We start from the raw sequence: 16,203 nt of genomic DNA, 5'->3' as shown, positions 1-16,203 counted from the left end.
CGTCCCGACCGGCCGCGGGTCACCCGGCGTCGGGCTCGTCCCGCTCGCCCCGCAGGAAGCGCTCGAACTCGGCGGCGATCGCGTCGCCGTCGACCAGTGGCATCGCCTCCCCACCCGACGCGCGGCCGCGGTCGGGCTCCGGGTCGACCCCCGGGGTCACTCCGGAGTCCTCGTCCATCCGGTCCTCGAGGGACTGGATGTAATCGCGGAGGTCCTCATCCTCGCCCGCGGCGGCGTCGACACGGTCGGCCCACGTCCGCGCCTGCACGCGCAGCGCGTCCATCGGTACCGCCATGCCCAGGTTCTCCGCGATCCAGGACAACATCGCCTCGGTGCCCCGAGGGTTCGGCGGCGAGGCCACGTAGTGGGGGACCCCCGCGAACACACTCAGCGTGGGCACCCCCGCCTCGGTGAGCAGTTGCTGGAGCACCCCGGACATCCCGGTGGGCCCCTCGTAGTCCGACGGTTCGACACCCATCGTCGCCATCCGCTGGCGGCTGAACGCCGCGCCGGTGAGCGGGACCGGACGGGTGTGCGGCACGTCGGCGAGGTAGGCCCCCAGCAGGATCACCTGGGACACCCCGAGGGTGTCGACCAGGTCGACGAACTCCGAGGCGAACCGGCGCCACTTCAGGGCCGGCTCGGGCCCCCGCACCAGCAACACGTCCGCGGCGAACCCGTCCGGTCGACACGCCGACACCACCACCCGGGGCCACTCCACCGAGCGGGACACCCCACCCGAGATCCGGACGACGGGCCGCTGGTCCAGGTAGTCGAAGAACTCGTCACCGCCGACCTCGGCGATCTGGCGGGCCTCCCAGTTCAGGGCGAGGTGTTCGATGGTGCCGGTCGCCACGTCCGCGGCGTCGTTCCAGCCCTCGAAGGCCACGATCATCACCGGGCTCTCCAGATCGAGATGCCCGTCGGGACTCCATTGGACAGTCATTAGTACAGCCTACGTTCGTCCGGTTGTTCCCCACCCATACACTGGGGCCATGTCTGTCGATTTCGATTCGCCCTTATTGGATGCCGCCCGTCGGCGAGTACTGATCGGTGACGGGGCGATGGGCACGATGTTGCAGGCCGTCGACCTCGACGTGGACGCGGACTTCCTGGGCTTGGAGGGCTGCAACGAGATCCTCAACGCCACACGTCCGGACGTCGTGGAGGACATCCACCGGGCGTTCTTCACCGCTGGCGCCGATCTGGTGGAGACCAACACCTTCGGCTGCAACCTGTCCAACCTGGGTGACTACAACATCGTCGACCGGATCGGTGAGCTCGCGGAGAAGGGCGCGGCGATCGCCCGCAAGGTCGCCGACGAGATGGGTCCGTCCGAGGACGGGACCCCCCGGATGGTGCTGGGTTCCCTCGGGCCGGGCACCAAGCTGCCCTCCCTGGGGCAGACCACCTTCGAGGAGATGCGGGACGCGTACGCCCAGGCCGCCGAGGGGCTGGCACGAGGTGGCGCGGACGCCTACCTCATCGAGACGAGCCAGGACCTGCTCCAGGTCAAGGCCGCGGTGCTCGGGTGCCAGGACGGGATGGCCGCCGCCGGCCGGCGGCTGCCGATCATCTCCCACGTCACCATCGAGACCACGGGCACCATGCTGCTCGGCTCGGACATCGGCGCGGCCCTCACCGCGTTGGAGCCGCTGGGCATCGACATGATCGGCCTCAACTGCGCCACGGGTCCGGCCGAGATGATCGAGCACCTGCGGTTCCTGTCCCGGCACGCCGGGATCCCCGTGTCGGTCATGCCCAACGCGGGACTGCCGGAGCTCGGCGAGCACGGCGCCGTCTACCCCCTGGGCGCCGACGCGTTCGCGCCGCAGGTGGCCGACTTCGTCTCCGAGTTCGGCCTGTCGATGGTGGGCGGGTGCTGCGGAACGACCCCCGAGCACATCATCCGCCTGCGCGACGAGGTCCTGGGCCGCGAGAAGGCCGAGCGTCGGGTGGAGCCCGTCAACGCGGTCGCCTCGCTGTACAGCTCGACCCCCCTGCGCGCCGACGCCGGCATCCTCATGATCGGCGAGCGCACCAACGCCAACGGTTCCAAGCGTTTCCGCGAGGCCATGCTCGCCGGCGACTGGGACACCTGCATGGAGATCGCCAAGGAGCAGATGCGCGACGGTGCGCAGATGGTCGACCTCTGCGTGGACTACGTCGGCCGGGACGGCTCCGACGACATGAAGGAGTTGGCCGGCCGGCTCGCGACCTCCTCGACGCTGCCGATCATGCTCGACTCGACCGAGCCCGGTGTCATCGAGGCCGGTCTGGAGAAGCTGGGTGGCCGCTGCGCGGTCAACTCGGTCAACTACGAGGACGGCGACGGGCCGGAGTCCCGTTTCCAGCGGATCATGCAGCTGGTCTCCCGCCACGGCGCGGCTGTGGTCGGGCTGACCATCGACGAGGAGGGCCAGGCCCGGACCGCGGATCGCAAGGTCGAGATCGCCGAGCGGCTCATCGCCGACCTCACGGGTAACTGGGGGGTGGCGGAGGAGGACATCATCATCGACTGTCTGACCTTCCCCATCTCGACCGGCCAGGAGGAGGTCCGCCGCGACGGCATCGAGACCATCGAGGCCATCCGCCGACTCACCGGGTCACACCCGAAGATCCACACCACGCTCGGCTTGTCGAACATCTCGTTCGGCCTCAACCCGGCCGCCCGCCAGGTGCTCAACTCGGTGTTCCTGCACGAGTGCATCCAGGCGGGCCTGGACACCGCGATCGCGCACAGTTCCAAGATCCTGCCCATGAGCAAGATCGACGAGCGCCAGCGGGAGGTCGCCCTCGACCTGGTCTACGACCGTCGCGGTGAGGGATATGACCCCCTCCAGGTGTTCATGGAGCTGTTCGAGGGCGTGTCCGCGGCCGGCGCCAAGGACGCGCGCGCGGCCGAGCTCGCCGCGATGCCGCTCATGGAGCGGCTGTCGGCCAGGATCGTCGACGGCGAGCGCAAGGGACTCGAGGCGGACCTCGACGCCGCGATGGCGGAGATCCCCCCTCTGGAGATCATCAACACCCACCTGCTCGGTGGGATGAAGACCGTGGGTGAGCTCTTCGGGTCCGGTCAGATGCAGCTGCCGTTCGTCCTGCAGTCGGCGGAGACCATGAAGGCCGCGGTCGCCCACCTGGAGCCCCACATGGAGGCCAGCGACGAGGACGGCAAGGGCCGCATCGTCCTCGCCACGGTCAAGGGCGACGTGCACGACATCGGCAAGAACCTCGTGGACATCATCCTGTCCAACAACGGCTACGACGTGGTCAACATCGGCATCAAGCAGCCGATCTCGGAGATCATCTCCGCGGCCCGCGAGCACAAGGCCGACGTGATCGGCATGTCCGGCCTGCTGGTGAAGTCGACCGTCGTGATGAAGGACAACCTCGCCGAGCTCAACTCGGAGGGGATCGCCGGGGAGTTCCCGGTCCTACTCGGCGGTGCCGCGCTGACCCGGTCCTACGTCGAGGTCGATCTCGCCGGGATGTACCAGGGTGAGGTGTTCTACGCGCGGGACGCGTTCGAGGGCCTGCGGCTCATGGACGAGGTGATGACATCCAAACGGACCGGGGTCCCGATGTCGCAGTCGTCGGAGTCCGCGGCCAAGGCCGAAGAACGCCGCGAGCGCCGCGCTCGCAGTGAGCGGATCGCCGCCAAGCGCGCCGCCGAGGCCGAGCCCGTCGTGGTCCCCGAGCGGTCGGACGTCGCGGCCGACCAGCCGATCGCGACCCCTCCGTTCTGGGGGACCCGGATCGCCAAGGGGATCCCGGTGGCGGACTACGCCGGTCACCTGGACGAGCGTGCCCTGTTCTTCGGCCAGTGGGGCCTGCGGGGCACCCGCAGCGGCGACGGGCCGGACTACGAGGAGCTCGTGGCCACCGAGGGCAGGCCCCGCCTGCGTTCGTGGATCGACCGGTTGACCACCGAGAACATCCTGTCCCACTCGGCCGTGGTGTACGGCTACTTCCCGGCCTACTCGGTGGGCGAGGAGATCTGGGTGCTCGCCGAGCCGCGCCCCGACGCCGAGGTGCTCCACAAGATCGCGTTCCCGCGCCAGCAGCGACCGCGCTTCCTGGCCATCCCCGACTTCCTGGCCTCCAAGGAGCGCTGCGAGGCCGAGGGAGTGGTGGACGTGCTGCCGTTCCAGCTGGTCACCATGGGCACGCCCATCGCGGACTTCGCCAACGAGCTGTTCGCCGCGGACAACTACCGGGACTACCTCGAGGTACACGGCCTGTCCGTGCAGCTCACCGAGGCCCTCGCCGAGTTCTGGCACCGACGGGTCCGCGACGAACTCCGCCTGCCCGAGGGCACGGTCTCCGACGAGGACCCGGACAGCATCGAGGAGTACTTCAACCTCAAGTACCGGGGTGCCCGGTACAGCTTCGGCTACGGCGCCTGCCCCGACCTGGAGTCCCGCAAGGTGGTCGTCGATCTGCTCGAGCCCGAGCGCATCGGCGTCGAACTCTCCGAGGAACTGCAGTTGCATCCCGAGCAGTCGACCGACGCGTTCGTGCTGTACCACCCGGAGGCCAAGTACTTCAACGTCTGAGGCCGGCACGCAGGACAGCCTGTCCTTGCTGGTAGAGGACATACCCGACGGCGGATGATGAAGTCATGCACACCATCGGGCACCGATCTGGCGGTGAATCCACCAGCCCCGCGTCGGCATCGACGCGGGGCCGGGCGGACGGGCCACTCCGAACCTTCGTCGGCTCTCGCCAGGGGGTACTCGCGATGGCCACCGTCCTGGCCATCGCGATCCACCTCGTGTCGCGCGCGGTCACCGGTCCCGGCGTCTCCACGACGGTCGAGTGGTCGATCCGGGCGCCCCTGGTCGCGGTGGTCGTGGTCGGCGGGGTCCCACTCATCCTCGAGGTACTGCGCTCGGCGGTGAGGAGCGCGGGTGGGGCGGACATGCTCGCCGCCATCTCGATCATCACGGCGGTCGCTCTAGACGAGTGGCTGGTCGCCGCGATCGTCGTCCTCATGCTGTCCGGCGGAGAGGCGCTCGAGGCCGCGGCGTCGCGGAGGGCATCGGCCACCCTCGACGCCCTCGCGCGGCGCAGTCCCACGATCGCGCATCGACTCCGCGGGGACTCTACGGCCGCGGGCGTGGACGACATCCGCGCCGAGGAGGTCCGCGTGGATGACCTCCTCCTCGTCCTGCCTCATGAACTGTGCCCCGTCGACGGCGAGGTCGTGGGTGGCGACGGCGCCATGGACGAGTCGTTCCTGACCGGCGAACCGTACGTCGTGCCGAAGTCACCCGGCTCCCAGGTGCTCTCCGGGGCCGTCAACGGCGAGGTGGCGTTGACCGTCCGGGCCGAACGCCGGGCGGCAGACTCCCGGTACGCGCAGATCGTCGGCGTCCTGCGGGAGGCGGAGGAACACCGGCCCCCGATGCGTCGCCTGGCCGACCGTCTCGGCGCCTGGTACACGCTGGTCGCACTTGCCCTCGGCGTCCTCGGCTGGGCCATCTCGGGCGACCCGACCCGCTTCCTCGCCGTAGTGGTCGTCGCGACCCCGTGTCCACTGCTCATCGGCGTACCGGTCGCCATCATCGGCGCCATCTCGCTGTCCGCCAAGCGTGGGATCATCATCCGGAACCCGGCAATGCTCGAGAACGTCAGCCGGATCGAGACGATGATGTTCGACAAGACGGGCACACTGACCTACGGTCGCCCCGTCCTGACCGAGATCATTCCTCGACCGGGCACCGATCCGGATGGCGTGCTGGCGACCGCAGCGGCGGTCGAGGTCTACTCCCGTCATCCTCTCGCCCGAGCTGTCGTCGACGCCGCCACCGAACGAGGTCTCGCCATACCACCACTCAGCTCGGTCGCCGAGAAACCCGGCGCCGGACTGGTCGGTGAGGTGGGGCGGCCACAGCCTTCGCCTGACCAACCGTCGTGGACTCGCCGCGGTCGACCCCGACGCCGTCGACCTCCTCCCGGGGACGGAGGCCGGTCTGGAATCGATCGTCCTCCTGGACGACCGGTACGCCGCCACCCTCCGGTTCCGGGACGAACCGCGGGCGACCGCAGGCGACTTCATCGCACATCTGCCGCGCTCGCACGGTGTCAAGCACATGATGATCATCTCGGGTGACCGCGAGACCGAGGTCCGCCGGTTGGCGGACCGGGTGGGCATCAGTGAGGTGTACGGCGGGGTCGGCCCCGAGGGCAAACTCGCGATCGTCCGCGAACGCACTGCCGCGGGGCCGACGCTGTTCCTCGGGGACGGCATCAACGACGCCCCGGCGATGACGGCCGCGACCGCAGGAGTCGCGTTCGGTGCCACCTCCGACGTGACGTCCGAGGCCGCCGACGCCGTGGTGCTGGATTCCTCACTGGAGCGCCTCGACGACCTGCTCCATATCGGAGCGCGTATGCGTCGGATCGCCCTGCAGTCAGCGGTCGGCGGGATGGCCGCCTCCGTGATCGGGATGCTCCTCGCCGTCTTCGGGTTGCTGAGCCCTCTCGCGGGGGCGATCGCGCAGGAGGTCATCGATGTGCTGGCGATCCTCAACTCGGCGCGCGTCGTGATGGCGCCACGGAAGCTCAGTGACTTCGATGCGATCCCGTCGCAATCGGCGCCTCGGGTCACCCCCGGTTCACCTGACTCGGGTAGACAGTAGGCCGTGACCAGCAATTCCTCTGACAGTGTTCCGGCCGCCGTCTGTCTCGACATGGACGGCACCCTCGTCGACACCGAGCGACTGTGGGACATCGCCGTGTACGAGCTCGCCGAGCACCTGGGGCGCCCCCTCGACGAGACGACGCGCGAGAGGACGCTGGGCAACTCCCTCCACGGGTTCTTCGAGATCCTCGGCGAGTACACGGGTCGCCGGATCGTGGGCGAGGAGTTCGACCGCCTCGCCCACCGCTTGAACTCCCGGGTCACCGAGTTGATGCGAACTGATATGAGGTGGCGGCCGGGCGCCGAGGATCTCCTCGCCGATATCGCGTCGACGGGGACCCCGGTCGCGTTGGTCACCAACACCACCGCCGATGTCGCGGTGGTGCCCCTCGAGTTCATCGACCGCTCCCGCTTCGACGTGGTGGTCACCGGGTGCATGGTCACCGAGGCCAAGCCCGCCCCGGACCCGTATCTCCTCGCGTGTGCCCGGCTCGGGGTGGAGCCCGGCTCGGCGGTGGCGGTGGAGGATTCCGTCACCGGCGCGACCGCGGCGGTCGCCGCCGGATGCCGGGTGCTGTACATCCCGTCGACCGACGGCCAGTCCGGCGTCGTCGGGGCCCACACCCACGACACCCTGGAGGGCGTCGACACCGCGGCGCTCCACGGGCTCACCTCCGGCACACCCGTGGGTGCGGCTATGGGACAATCGAGCGTGTGAAGACCTTCGACTCGCTGTTCACCGAGCTGTCCGAGCGCATCACCGCGCGCCCCGAGGGGTCCGGCACCGTCGCCGCGTTCGACAAGGGTGTGCATCATCTGGGCAAGAAGGTCATCGAAGAAGCCGGAGAGGTGTGGATCGCCGCCGAGTACCAGTCCGACGAGGAACTGGCGGAGGAGATCTCGCAGCTCCTGTACTGGACCCAGGTCATGATGCTCAGGCGCGGACTGGGCCTCGAGGACGTCTACCGACATCTCTAGACCCCGCCCCGCGTCCACCCTCACGCTCACAGATCCCGGAGCCCCCGTCATGCTGCGCGTCGCACTGCCCAACAAGGGCGCCCTGTCCGAGTCCGCCTCCGAGATGCTCGCCGAGGCGGGGTACCGCCGTCGGCACGAGGGGAGCAAAGACCTCACGCTGATCGACCCGGACAACGACGTCGAGTTCTTCTTCCTCCGTCCCAAGGACATCGCCGTCTATGTGGGCTCCGGCCGCCTCGAGATGGGCATCACCGGCCGGGATCTGGCCGCGGATTCCATGGCCGAGGTCGATGAGCTCCTCGATCTGGGCTTCGGCCACTCCACCTTCCGTTACGCCGGTCCCACCGGGGCGGGATGGTCCACCGACCGGCTCGCCGGCGCGCGGATCGCGACCTCGTACCCCAATATCGTGCGTCGGGACCTCCAGCAGCGGGGGGTCGAGGCGGAGGTCATCCGCCTCGACGGCGCCGTGGAGATCTCGATCCAGCTGGGGGTGGCCGACTGCATCGCCGACGTCGTGGGGTCCGGGCGGACGCTCAAGGTCCACGGCCTGGAGGCGTTCGGCGACATCCTGTGCGACTCCTCGGGCGTGCTGATCTCCCGGGCGGACGCCGAGGTATCCGCGGCGATGGCACAGCTCAGGGCGCGCCTGCAGGGTGTGGTGTTCGCCCAGCAGTACATGATGCTCGACTACAACTGCCCCAAGGATCTGCTCGACGAGGTCTCGGCGATCACGCCGGGGATCGAGTCGCCCACGGTCTCGCCGATGGCGGACCCGGCGTGGATCGCCGTCCGGTCGATGGTGCCGCGCAAGCGGGTCAACTCGATCATGGACGAGCTCGCCGCGTCCGGTGCGAAGTCGGTCATCGCGACCGACATCCGCTCCTGCCGGATGGGCTGACAACCACAAGATCCGCTACCCTCCCTTCGAATCCGCTACCCGCACAGGGGTAGCGGATCCGCAGTCGGAGTAGCGGATCCTCGGGCTGGGACCGCGCCCGATCAGACCCGCTCGATCAGCAGTGCCTGCAGGGTGTGGCCGATCGCACCGACCTCGTCGAAGAGCGTTCCGGTGGTCGCGCCCACCCCGTCGGGACCGATCGAGGCCCGCGCTGTCACCCCGATCCACTGCCCGACGGGCCGGCGGTGCAGGTGCGTGATGACGTCGGTATTGAGGAATCGCCACTCGTGGGGCTCGAGGACCGCTCCGACGCCGTTGGCGATGTCCGCCACGCACATCACGTGCTCGGCGGGGGTCGTCTCCTCACCTGCCACCAGCGGCAGGGTGGGCCGCGCCCACACCGTGCCGTCCTCGGCACCCCGGATCTCGAGAGAGTCGATGTAACCGCTGGTCCAGCGGTTGAAGAACTCACTGTTGTGATCGGCCCCAGGCAGCCGGCGGGGCTGATCCAGCGTCTGCTCGACCTCCGCGGTGTCGCTGACGAGCATCCGCCACGCACTCGCCCGGGCGACGATCCGTCCCCGCGCCTCGAGCTCGGACTCGACCAGCTGGATCCGCCGGCCCGGTCGGGTCACGCGCGCCCGCGTCCGCAACTCGCCCAGGGGCACCGGACCCAGCAGGTCGACCGCCACCCGCGCGATGCGCGTCTCGTCGGACGGGTCCAGCCGATCCATGGCCCGGGTGAGGAGGGCAGAGGGCGGGGCCCCGTGTTGCAGGTCGGGGCCCCAGGCGCTCACGGTGTGCGGCGTCGCTCGGAAGACCTCCCAGCCGTCGTCGGTACCCAGCGGCTCGAAGTAGGCCTCCGTCATCATGTTCTCCTCGGTTCTCCCTGACCTGACAACAGACTGTCCGTCCCGGCTGGTACCACCCGCGTCCCGGGCCACCCCGGGTACTCCGGCGGGGTACCGCCGTACGCCGGACACAGGGCCTGATGATTGCACCAGTCGCACAGGCGGGACGTACGGGGGCGGAAGTCCCCCGTCTCCCCGGCCCGCTCGATCTCCGACCAGAGCGAGTCGAGGGACGCCTCGGTCTCGCCGAGGGATGCATGATCCGGGGTGAGGGTGAGCCAGCTGCCGTTCTTGAGGTAGATGAGTTTGAGCTGCGCGGGGAGCACCCCGTGGACGCGGTGGTACATCAGGGCGTAGAAGCGCATCTGGAACATCGCCTGGTGCTGGTACCGCGGGTTCGGGGGTTTGCCGGTCTTGTAGTCGACGACCCTGACCTCGCCGGTCGGTGCCACGTCGACCCGGTCGAGGTATCCGTGGAGCGGGGTGCCCGACTGAGTGGCCGTGAGCAGGTACTGCTCGCACGAGGTGGGGGAGAAGCGCTGCGGGTCCTCGACGCCGTAGAGGGCCGAGACCAGGCCCGCGACCTCGGCCTCGAACCCGGGGCGTTCGGCCACAGGTACCACGTCGGCCCCGTCCTCCGCCGCGTAGAAGTGCTCGACGGCGGCGGGGACGAGGTCCGCGGCGCGCTGCGGTGCCCGGTCGGCCTGCTCGAGGCCGTAGAGCTCCTCGAGCACCGAGTGGACGACGGTGCCCGTCACCTGGGCGCGGGTCTTGGGCTCCGGGATCCGGTCGATGGTGCGCAGGCGGTACAGCAGCGGGCACTGCCGGAAGTCCGCCGCGCGCGAGGCGGACAGGGCGAGGGGCTTGCGTTCCGGCAGGGGTACGTCGCCCGCTGCCGGGATGCCGCCGATTTCCAGGGGATCCGTCACACCTGGCAGGGTAGACAACCGGTCGGACAACCGGCCCGTATGTCCCCCCTGGAGGTCCCGTGCAGCGATCCGGTCCGTTCGTCGTGGGCGACCGCGTCCAACTCACCGACACCAAGGGGCGCAAGTACACGGTCGTCCTCGTCGAGGGCGCCGAGTTCTTCACCCACCACGGGGCCGTCCGCCACGACGACCTGATCGGTGCGCCGGAGGGGTCGATCGTGACCTCGACCAAGGACTCCCACTACCTCGCGCTCCGGCCGCTGCTCACCGACTACGTGCTGTCCATGCCGCGCGGCGCCCAGGTGATCTACCCCAAGGACGCCGCGCAGATCGTGCACGAGGGTGACGTGTTCCCCGGCGCCCGGGTCCTGGAGGCCGGGGCCGGTTCCGGCGCGCTGACCTGTTCGCTGCTCCGGGCGGTGGGCCCCGAGGGGCGGGTGTTCTCCTACGAGATCCGTGAGGACCACGCCGAGCACGCCGAGCGCAACGTCCGTACGTTCTACGGCGAGCACCCCGAGAACTGGGACCTGCGCGTCGCGGACCTGGCCGAGACCTCCGTGGAGGCGCTGGGGGGCCAGGTCGACCGCGTGGTGCTGGACATGCTCGCGCCCTGGGAGTGCCTGCCCACGGTGAGCGACGTGTTGGTGCCCGGCGGGGTGCTGGTCGCCTACGTGGCCACCACGACCCAGCTGTCGGACGTCGTGGAGGCCCTGCGGCGTCAGCAGTGCTGGACCGAGCCACGGGCGTGGGAGTCGATCAACCGCGGCTGGCACGTGGTCGGCCTGGCCGTGCGTCCGGAGCACCGCATGCAGGGCCACACGGCGTTCCTCGTGACCGCCCGCCGGCTCGCCGAGGGCGTGACCACCCTCAAGCCCAAGCGGCGCAGCGGAAAGGGCTGACCGGCGGACTCGCAGGGACCTGCGCCCGCGTCCGCCGATAGGGTGGAGGGGACGACGACGAGGTGACTCGTCGACGACCAGGAGGGCAGGTGATCGCGTGACCGAGGGACGATCCCCGGCCGGCGACGGGCAGGACCGGGTCGCCATCGACCGGGCCGAGCTCGCACGGCTGCGCAAGGCCGTGGACGAGGGGGCCCGTTCGGACCGCGAGAAGACGATCAAGATCGACGCCCTCGGCGCCCGCAACGTCCGGCTCGCGGACCTGCTCAAGGACTCGCGCGACCAGCTCGAGGCGCTCAAGAGTGAGGTCGAACGACTCGGCACCCCGCCCAGCACCTACGGCGTGGTCCTGGCCCGACCCTCCGGCCCGGACACCGTGGAGGTCATGGCCGCGGGTAGGCGGATGCGCCTCGCGATCGCCCCGGGGGTGGACCCTGCCGAACTCACCGCCGGTACGACGGTGCGTCTCAACGAGGCCTTGACCGTGCTCGAGGTCTCCGGAGAGCTGCCCGTCACGGGCGTCACCGCCATGTTCCGTGACGTACTCGCCGACGGCGTCCGCGCCCGCGTCGTAATGGGCAACGACGAGGAGCACATCGTCGTGCTGGCCACCGCGCTGCGGGGCGGTCGGACCGCCGAGCACCCCGCCCCGGTCCGTCCGGGCGACGCGGTGCTGGTCGACCCCAAGGCGGGCGTGGCGTACGAGGTCGTGCCCAAGGCCGAGGTCGACGAGCTCCTGCTCGAGGAGATCCCGATGGTGGAGTACTCCGACATCGGTGGACTCGGACCGCAGATCGAGCAGATCCGCGACGCCATCGAGCTGCCCTTCATCCACCACGACCTCTACCGCGAGTTCCACCTGGCCCCACCCAAGGGCGTCCTGCTCTACGGGCCCCCCGGCTGCGGCAAGACCCTCATCGCCAAGGCCGTCGCGCACTCGTTGGCCCGCGCGTCGGCGGTCTCCCGGGGCGACGACGTCTCCGACGGTCGCTATCCCAACTCGTACTTCCTGTCCATCAAGGGCCCGGAACTGCTCAACAAGTACGTCGGCGAGACCGAGCGGCACATCCGCTCCATCTTCGAGCGGGCGCGTGAGAAGGCGACCGAGGGCAACCCGGTCATCGTGTTCTTCGACGAGATGGACTCGATCTTCCGCACCCGCGGTTCCGGAGTCTCCTCGGACATGGAGACCACGATCGTGCCCCAGCTGCTCGCGGAGATCGACGGCGTGGAGGACCTGCGCAACGTCATCGTGATCGGCGCCTCCAACCGCGAGGACATGATCGACCCGGCCATCCTGCGCCCCGGCCGGCTCGACCTGAAGATCCGCATCGACCGGCCCGACCGCGACGCCGCGACCGACATCCTGGCGAAATACATCACCCCCGACCTGCGCTTCGACCCGGAGGAGGTCGGGGACGCGGACGAGCAGACGCACGTGGCGGACCTCATCGACCGGATCGTCGACAGGCTCTACACGCGCGACGCGTCCACCACGTACGTGCACCTGGTGTACGCGTCGGGCCGCCGGTCCTCCCTGTACCTGGCCGACCTCACCTCCGGGGCGATGCTGCGCAACATCGTGGACCGGGCCAAGAAGCTGGCGATCAAGGACATCGTCCACGGCACCGGGCAGGGCCTGACCACAGACGACTTCCTCGACGCTGTCGACGCCGAGTTCGCCGAGAGCGCGGACCTGCCCAACACCTCCAACCCGCAGGAATGGGCGCGGCTGACCGGTGTCCGCGGTGAACGCGTCGTCGACGTCTCCATCCCCAACAAGGGCGTGGACCAGTGACCCCTCCCGTTCAGAGCGCGTCGGGTGAGGTCGGGCGAGGCCGGATCATCGGCACCGAGATCGAGTTCGGCATCGTCGCGGTCGGGCAGCCCCTGCTCAGCTCGGTGGTCACCTCCACCCAGGTGATCAAGGCCTACACCGACCCCGGGGAGTCCGCCGGCGGCGCCGACGAGACCCGCTGGGACTACGAGTCGGAATCGCCCCTGCGCGACGCCCGCGGTTTCGACCTGGGAGCCGTGCGCGCCTACGACCCCAGCGAGTTCGGGGTGACCAACCGGGTGCTGACCAACGGCGCGCGCTTCTACGTCGACCACGCACACCCCGAGTACTCCGCGCCGGAGGTCGACTCCCCGCGCGACGCGGTGATCTGGGACAAGGCCGGCGAGCTCGTCATGCACCGCGCCGGGGTCGAGTCCTCGGCGACCGAGGGCAACGCCGAACTCAAGCTGTACAAGAACAACGTCGACGGCAAGGGCGCCTCGTACGGCGCGCACGAGAACTACCTCGTCCGCCGCGACGTCGACTTCGACGCCCTGACCCTGAGCCTGGCGCCGCACCTGCTGTCCCGGCAGGTGTTCTGCGGCGCCGGACGCGTGGGGATCGGGCAGTCCGGCGAGACGGCCGGCTTCCAGCTCTCCCAGCGCGCCGACTACATCGAGGTGCTCACCGGGCTCGAGACGACCCTGCGTCGCGGGATCATCAACACCCGCGACGAGCCGCACGCGTCCGACGAGACGTGGCGCCGACTGCACGTGATCATCGGCGACGCGAACATGTCCGAACTGGCGACGTACCTCAAGATCGGCACCACGTGCCTGGTCCTGGACGCGATCGAGGAGGGCGTGGACTTCTCCGATCTCCTGCCCGTCGACCCCGTGGAGGCGGTGCACGTCATCAGTCACGACACGTCGCTGACCGCCACGGTGCCGCTGCCCGACGGCCGCGCACTGACCGGGATCGGTCTCCAACGCGAGATCCTGGACCGGGTCGCCGACCTCGTCGGCGACGGCGCCGGCCGACCGGACTGGGCCACCGAGGTCCTCGCCGAATGGCGGGAGATCCTCGACGTCCTCGAGGAGAACCCCATGTCGTGCGCCGACCGCCTGGACTGGCCTGCCAAGCTGCGCCTGCTCGAGGGATTCCGCGCCCGCGACGCACTGGACTGGGACCACGCGCGACTCGCCCTCATCGACGTCCAGTACCACGACATCGACCCCGACCGCGGACTCTACAACCGTCTCGTGAGCAAGGGGGCCATGCGCAGACTGGTCACCGAGGCACAGGTGGAGGCCGCGGTCACGACCCCTCCCGAGTCCACGCGGGCCTGGGCCAGGGGTCGCTTCCTGGCCGAGCTCGGCGACCGCATCCACGCCGCGGGATGGGATCACGTCGTCGTCGTCGATTCCCGCGGCGACCACCGTCACGTCGACCTGGCCGACCCGTACACGGGGACCCGGGCCCACTGCGACGCCCACCCGGACTTCCTCAGCCCCGACGGCCCGCCTGTCCACTGAGCACCCCGTCCACCCCGCCTACACCGACACAGGAGCAGCCCACACCATGTCCCAGATCCAGAAGAGCGCCGGCGGCGCAGGAGAGTCGGACGACGAGGCCGGGCAGGTCGCCAAGACCGCCCAGACCTCGTCCGCCGATTCCCTCCTCGACGAGATCGACGACATCCTCGAGACCAACGCCGAGGAGTTCGTGAAGTCCTACGTCCAGAAGGGCGGGCAGTAGACCGCCATGATCCGTCGCATCGTCGGGATCGAGACGGAGTTCGGGATCACCAGCGTCGGCGGTGACGGCGCGCGGTCCCTCGGCGCCGACGAGATCGCCCGCTACTTCTTCCGGCCCGTCGTGCAGCGGTGGCGCAGCTCCAACGTCTTCCTGGAGAACGGCTCCCGCCTCTACCTCGACGTGGGCTCCCACCCCGAGTACGCGACCGCCGAATGCGACGGCCTGCGCCAGCTCGTCGCGCACGACAGGGCGGGGGAGCGGATCGTCGACGACCTCGCCCTGCAGGCCGAGCAGGCACTCGCCGCCGAGGGGATCGACGTCAACGTCTATCTGTTCAAGAACAACACCGACTCGGTGGGCAACTCCTACGGGTGCCACGAGAACTACCTGCTCGACCGGGCCACCCAGGTCCGCAGCATCGCCACCACACTGTTGCCGTTCCTCGTGAGCCGGCAGCTCCTCTGCGGCGCCGGCAAGATCCTACCCGGCACCCCGGCGGGCGTGGGGCTCGGCGAGACGGAGGAACCGACGTTCTGCTTCTCCCAGCGCGCCGAACACATGTGGGACGGCGTCTCGTCCGCCACCACCCGGTCGCGACCGCTCATCAACACCCGAGACGAGCCGCACGCCGACTCGACCCGGTTCCGGCGCATGCACGTGATCGTGGGCGACTCCAACATGATCGAGACCACCACGCTGCTCAAGATCGCCAGCACCCGGCTCGTGCTGGAGATGCTCGAGGCGGGCGTCGAGCTGCGCCCGATGGCGGTGGCGCACCCGGTGAGGGCGATCCGGGAAGTCAGCCGCGACCTCACCGGCACGCGGCCCGTCGCGATGACCGACGGCACCACCATGACGGCGCTGGAGATCCAGCGGGAGTTCCTCGCCGCGGTCCACCGCTACCTCGACAGCGGCGGCTGGGAGCGCGACGACCGCCCCGACATCGAGCGGTGCGTGGCCCTGTGGGAGCGGGTGCTCGACGCCGTCGAGTCCGGGGACCACGAGTCGATCGCCGCCGACATCGACTGGGCCGCCAAACTGCGGCTCATCCGGCAGGTCCAGGCGAAGACCGGCGTCGACCTCGACCACCCGAGGCTGTCCCAGATCGACCTGACCTACCACGACGTGCGGCCCGGACGCGGGCTGCACTCGGTCCTCGAACGCCGCGGGCTCGTCTCCCGCGTCGTGGACGACGCCGAGGTGGAGCGGGCCCGCACCGTCGCCCCCGAGACCACCCGCGCCGCGCTGCGTGGCAGGTTCATCACGGCCGCCCGGGACGCCGAGCGCGACTTCACCGTGGACTGGGTCCACCTCAAGGTCTCCGACGGCACCCTGCCCACCGTCGCGCTGACGGACCCGTTCGCCCACGAGGACCCGCGTGTCGACGAACTCGTCGCCGCGCTCGGACGATAGCGTCTCCAGGCGTGCCCACCTCGAAGTCCCAACGTCTGGTCAACCTCGTGA

13 protein-coding genes and 1 pseudogene are annotated in these 16,203 nt (G+C 69.8%); 11 read left to right on the top strand and 3 right to left on the bottom strand.

The features are described 5' to 3' along the window. Window positions 1–19 precede the first annotated feature (19 nt). Window positions 20–946, bottom strand: coding sequence for a PAC2 family protein (locus tag G6023_RS10570; protein ID WP_067714429.1), 927 nt, complete (start codon window positions 944–946; stop codon window positions 20–22). A 49-nt stretch (window positions 947–995) separates the two neighbouring features. Between G6023_RS10570 and metH the strand changes: the two genes are divergently transcribed. The 6 genes and pseudogenes from metH (at window position 996) to hisG (ending at window position 8,525) form a co-directional block, all read left to right on the top strand. Then, entirely contained in the window at window positions 996–4,556 is a 3,561-nt protein-coding gene (gene metH / locus G6023_RS10565) for a methionine synthase (RefSeq protein WP_182635414.1), read from the top strand. 65 nt (window positions 4,557–4,621) lie between these two features. After that, window positions 4,622–5,794: pseudogene (locus G6023_RS16170) on the top strand (HAD-IC family P-type ATPase); the annotation flags it as partial. Continuing rightward, a complete protein-coding gene (locus tag G6023_RS16165) occupies window positions 5,733–6,644 on the top strand; it encodes an HAD-IC family P-type ATPase (RefSeq protein WP_277817526.1) in 912 nt (303 codons plus the stop codon). The pseudogene G6023_RS16170 and the gene G6023_RS16165, both read left to right, overlap by 62 nt. 3 nt (window positions 6,645–6,647) lie before the next feature. Further along, complete coding sequence (locus tag G6023_RS10555; protein ID WP_182635412.1) at window positions 6,648–7,364, top strand: HAD family hydrolase; 717 nt, start codon at window positions 6,648–6,650, stop codon at window positions 7,362–7,364. Continuing rightward, complete coding sequence (locus tag G6023_RS10550; protein WP_120283215.1) at window positions 7,361–7,624, top strand: phosphoribosyl-ATP diphosphatase; 264 nt, start codon at window positions 7,361–7,363, stop codon at window positions 7,622–7,624. Before G6023_RS10555 ends, G6023_RS10550 begins: the two co-directional genes overlap by 4 nt. Before the next feature lie 49 nt (window positions 7,625–7,673). Then, on the top strand, window positions 7,674–8,525 hold the full coding sequence (gene hisG, locus G6023_RS10545; protein ID WP_182635410.1) for an ATP phosphoribosyltransferase: 852 nt from the start codon (window positions 7,674–7,676) through the stop codon (window positions 8,523–8,525). A 101-nt stretch (window positions 8,526–8,626) separates the two neighbouring features. Here hisG and G6023_RS10540 read toward each other — a convergent pair whose 3' ends face one another. After that, the gene (locus tag G6023_RS10540; RefSeq protein ID WP_069390067.1) at window positions 8,627–9,397 is read right to left on the bottom strand and encodes a thioesterase family protein; all 771 of its coding nucleotides are present in this window, start codon (window positions 9,395–9,397) and stop codon (window positions 8,627–8,629) included. Further along, window positions 9,394–10,305, bottom strand: a complete 912-nt coding sequence (locus G6023_RS10535) for a RecB family exonuclease (RefSeq protein WP_069390068.1) — start codon at window positions 10,303–10,305, stop codon at window positions 9,394–9,396. The genes G6023_RS10540 and G6023_RS10535 overlap by 4 nt, the downstream gene beginning before the upstream one ends. Before the next feature lie 59 nt (window positions 10,306–10,364). Between G6023_RS10535 and G6023_RS10530 the strand changes: the two genes are divergently transcribed. The 5 genes from G6023_RS10530 to pafA all read left to right on the top strand — a co-directional run bounded on the left by G6023_RS10530 (window position 10,365) and on the right by pafA (window position 16,152). Beyond that, a complete protein-coding gene (locus G6023_RS10530; RefSeq protein ID WP_069390069.1) occupies window positions 10,365–11,204 on the top strand; it encodes a tRNA (adenine-N1)-methyltransferase in 840 nt (279 codons plus the stop codon). A 97-nt stretch (window positions 11,205–11,301) separates the two neighbouring features. Continuing rightward, window positions 11,302–13,002: a proteasome ATPase gene (gene arc / locus G6023_RS10525; RefSeq protein WP_132063315.1), complete on the top strand. Its 1,701-nt coding sequence runs from the start codon at window positions 11,302–11,304 to the stop codon at window positions 13,000–13,002. Further along, window positions 12,999–14,516, top strand: a complete 1,518-nt coding sequence (gene dop, locus G6023_RS10520; RefSeq protein ID WP_182635408.1) for a depupylase/deamidase Dop — start codon at window positions 12,999–13,001, stop codon at window positions 14,514–14,516. The genes arc and dop overlap by 4 nt, the downstream gene beginning before the upstream one ends. A 46-nt stretch (window positions 14,517–14,562) precedes the next feature. Beyond that, on the top strand, window positions 14,563–14,739 hold the full coding sequence (locus G6023_RS10515; protein ID WP_017836742.1) for a ubiquitin-like protein Pup: 177 nt from the start codon (window positions 14,563–14,565) through the stop codon (window positions 14,737–14,739). Between the two features lie 6 nt (window positions 14,740–14,745). Next, on the top strand, window positions 14,746–16,152 hold the full coding sequence (gene pafA, locus G6023_RS10510; RefSeq protein ID WP_182635405.1) for a Pup--protein ligase: 1,407 nt from the start codon (window positions 14,746–14,748) through the stop codon (window positions 16,150–16,152). Window positions 16,153–16,203: the final 51 nt, after the last annotated feature.

Origin of the sequence: Dietzia sp. DQ11-71 (assembly GCF_014144995.1) — a bacterium.
Classification (GTDB): Bacteria; Actinomycetota; Actinomycetes; order Mycobacteriales; family Mycobacteriaceae; genus Dietzia; species Dietzia kunjamensis.
Note: the sequence above shows the minus strand (reverse complement) of the source record. Positions and strands in the feature narration are given on the sequence as shown.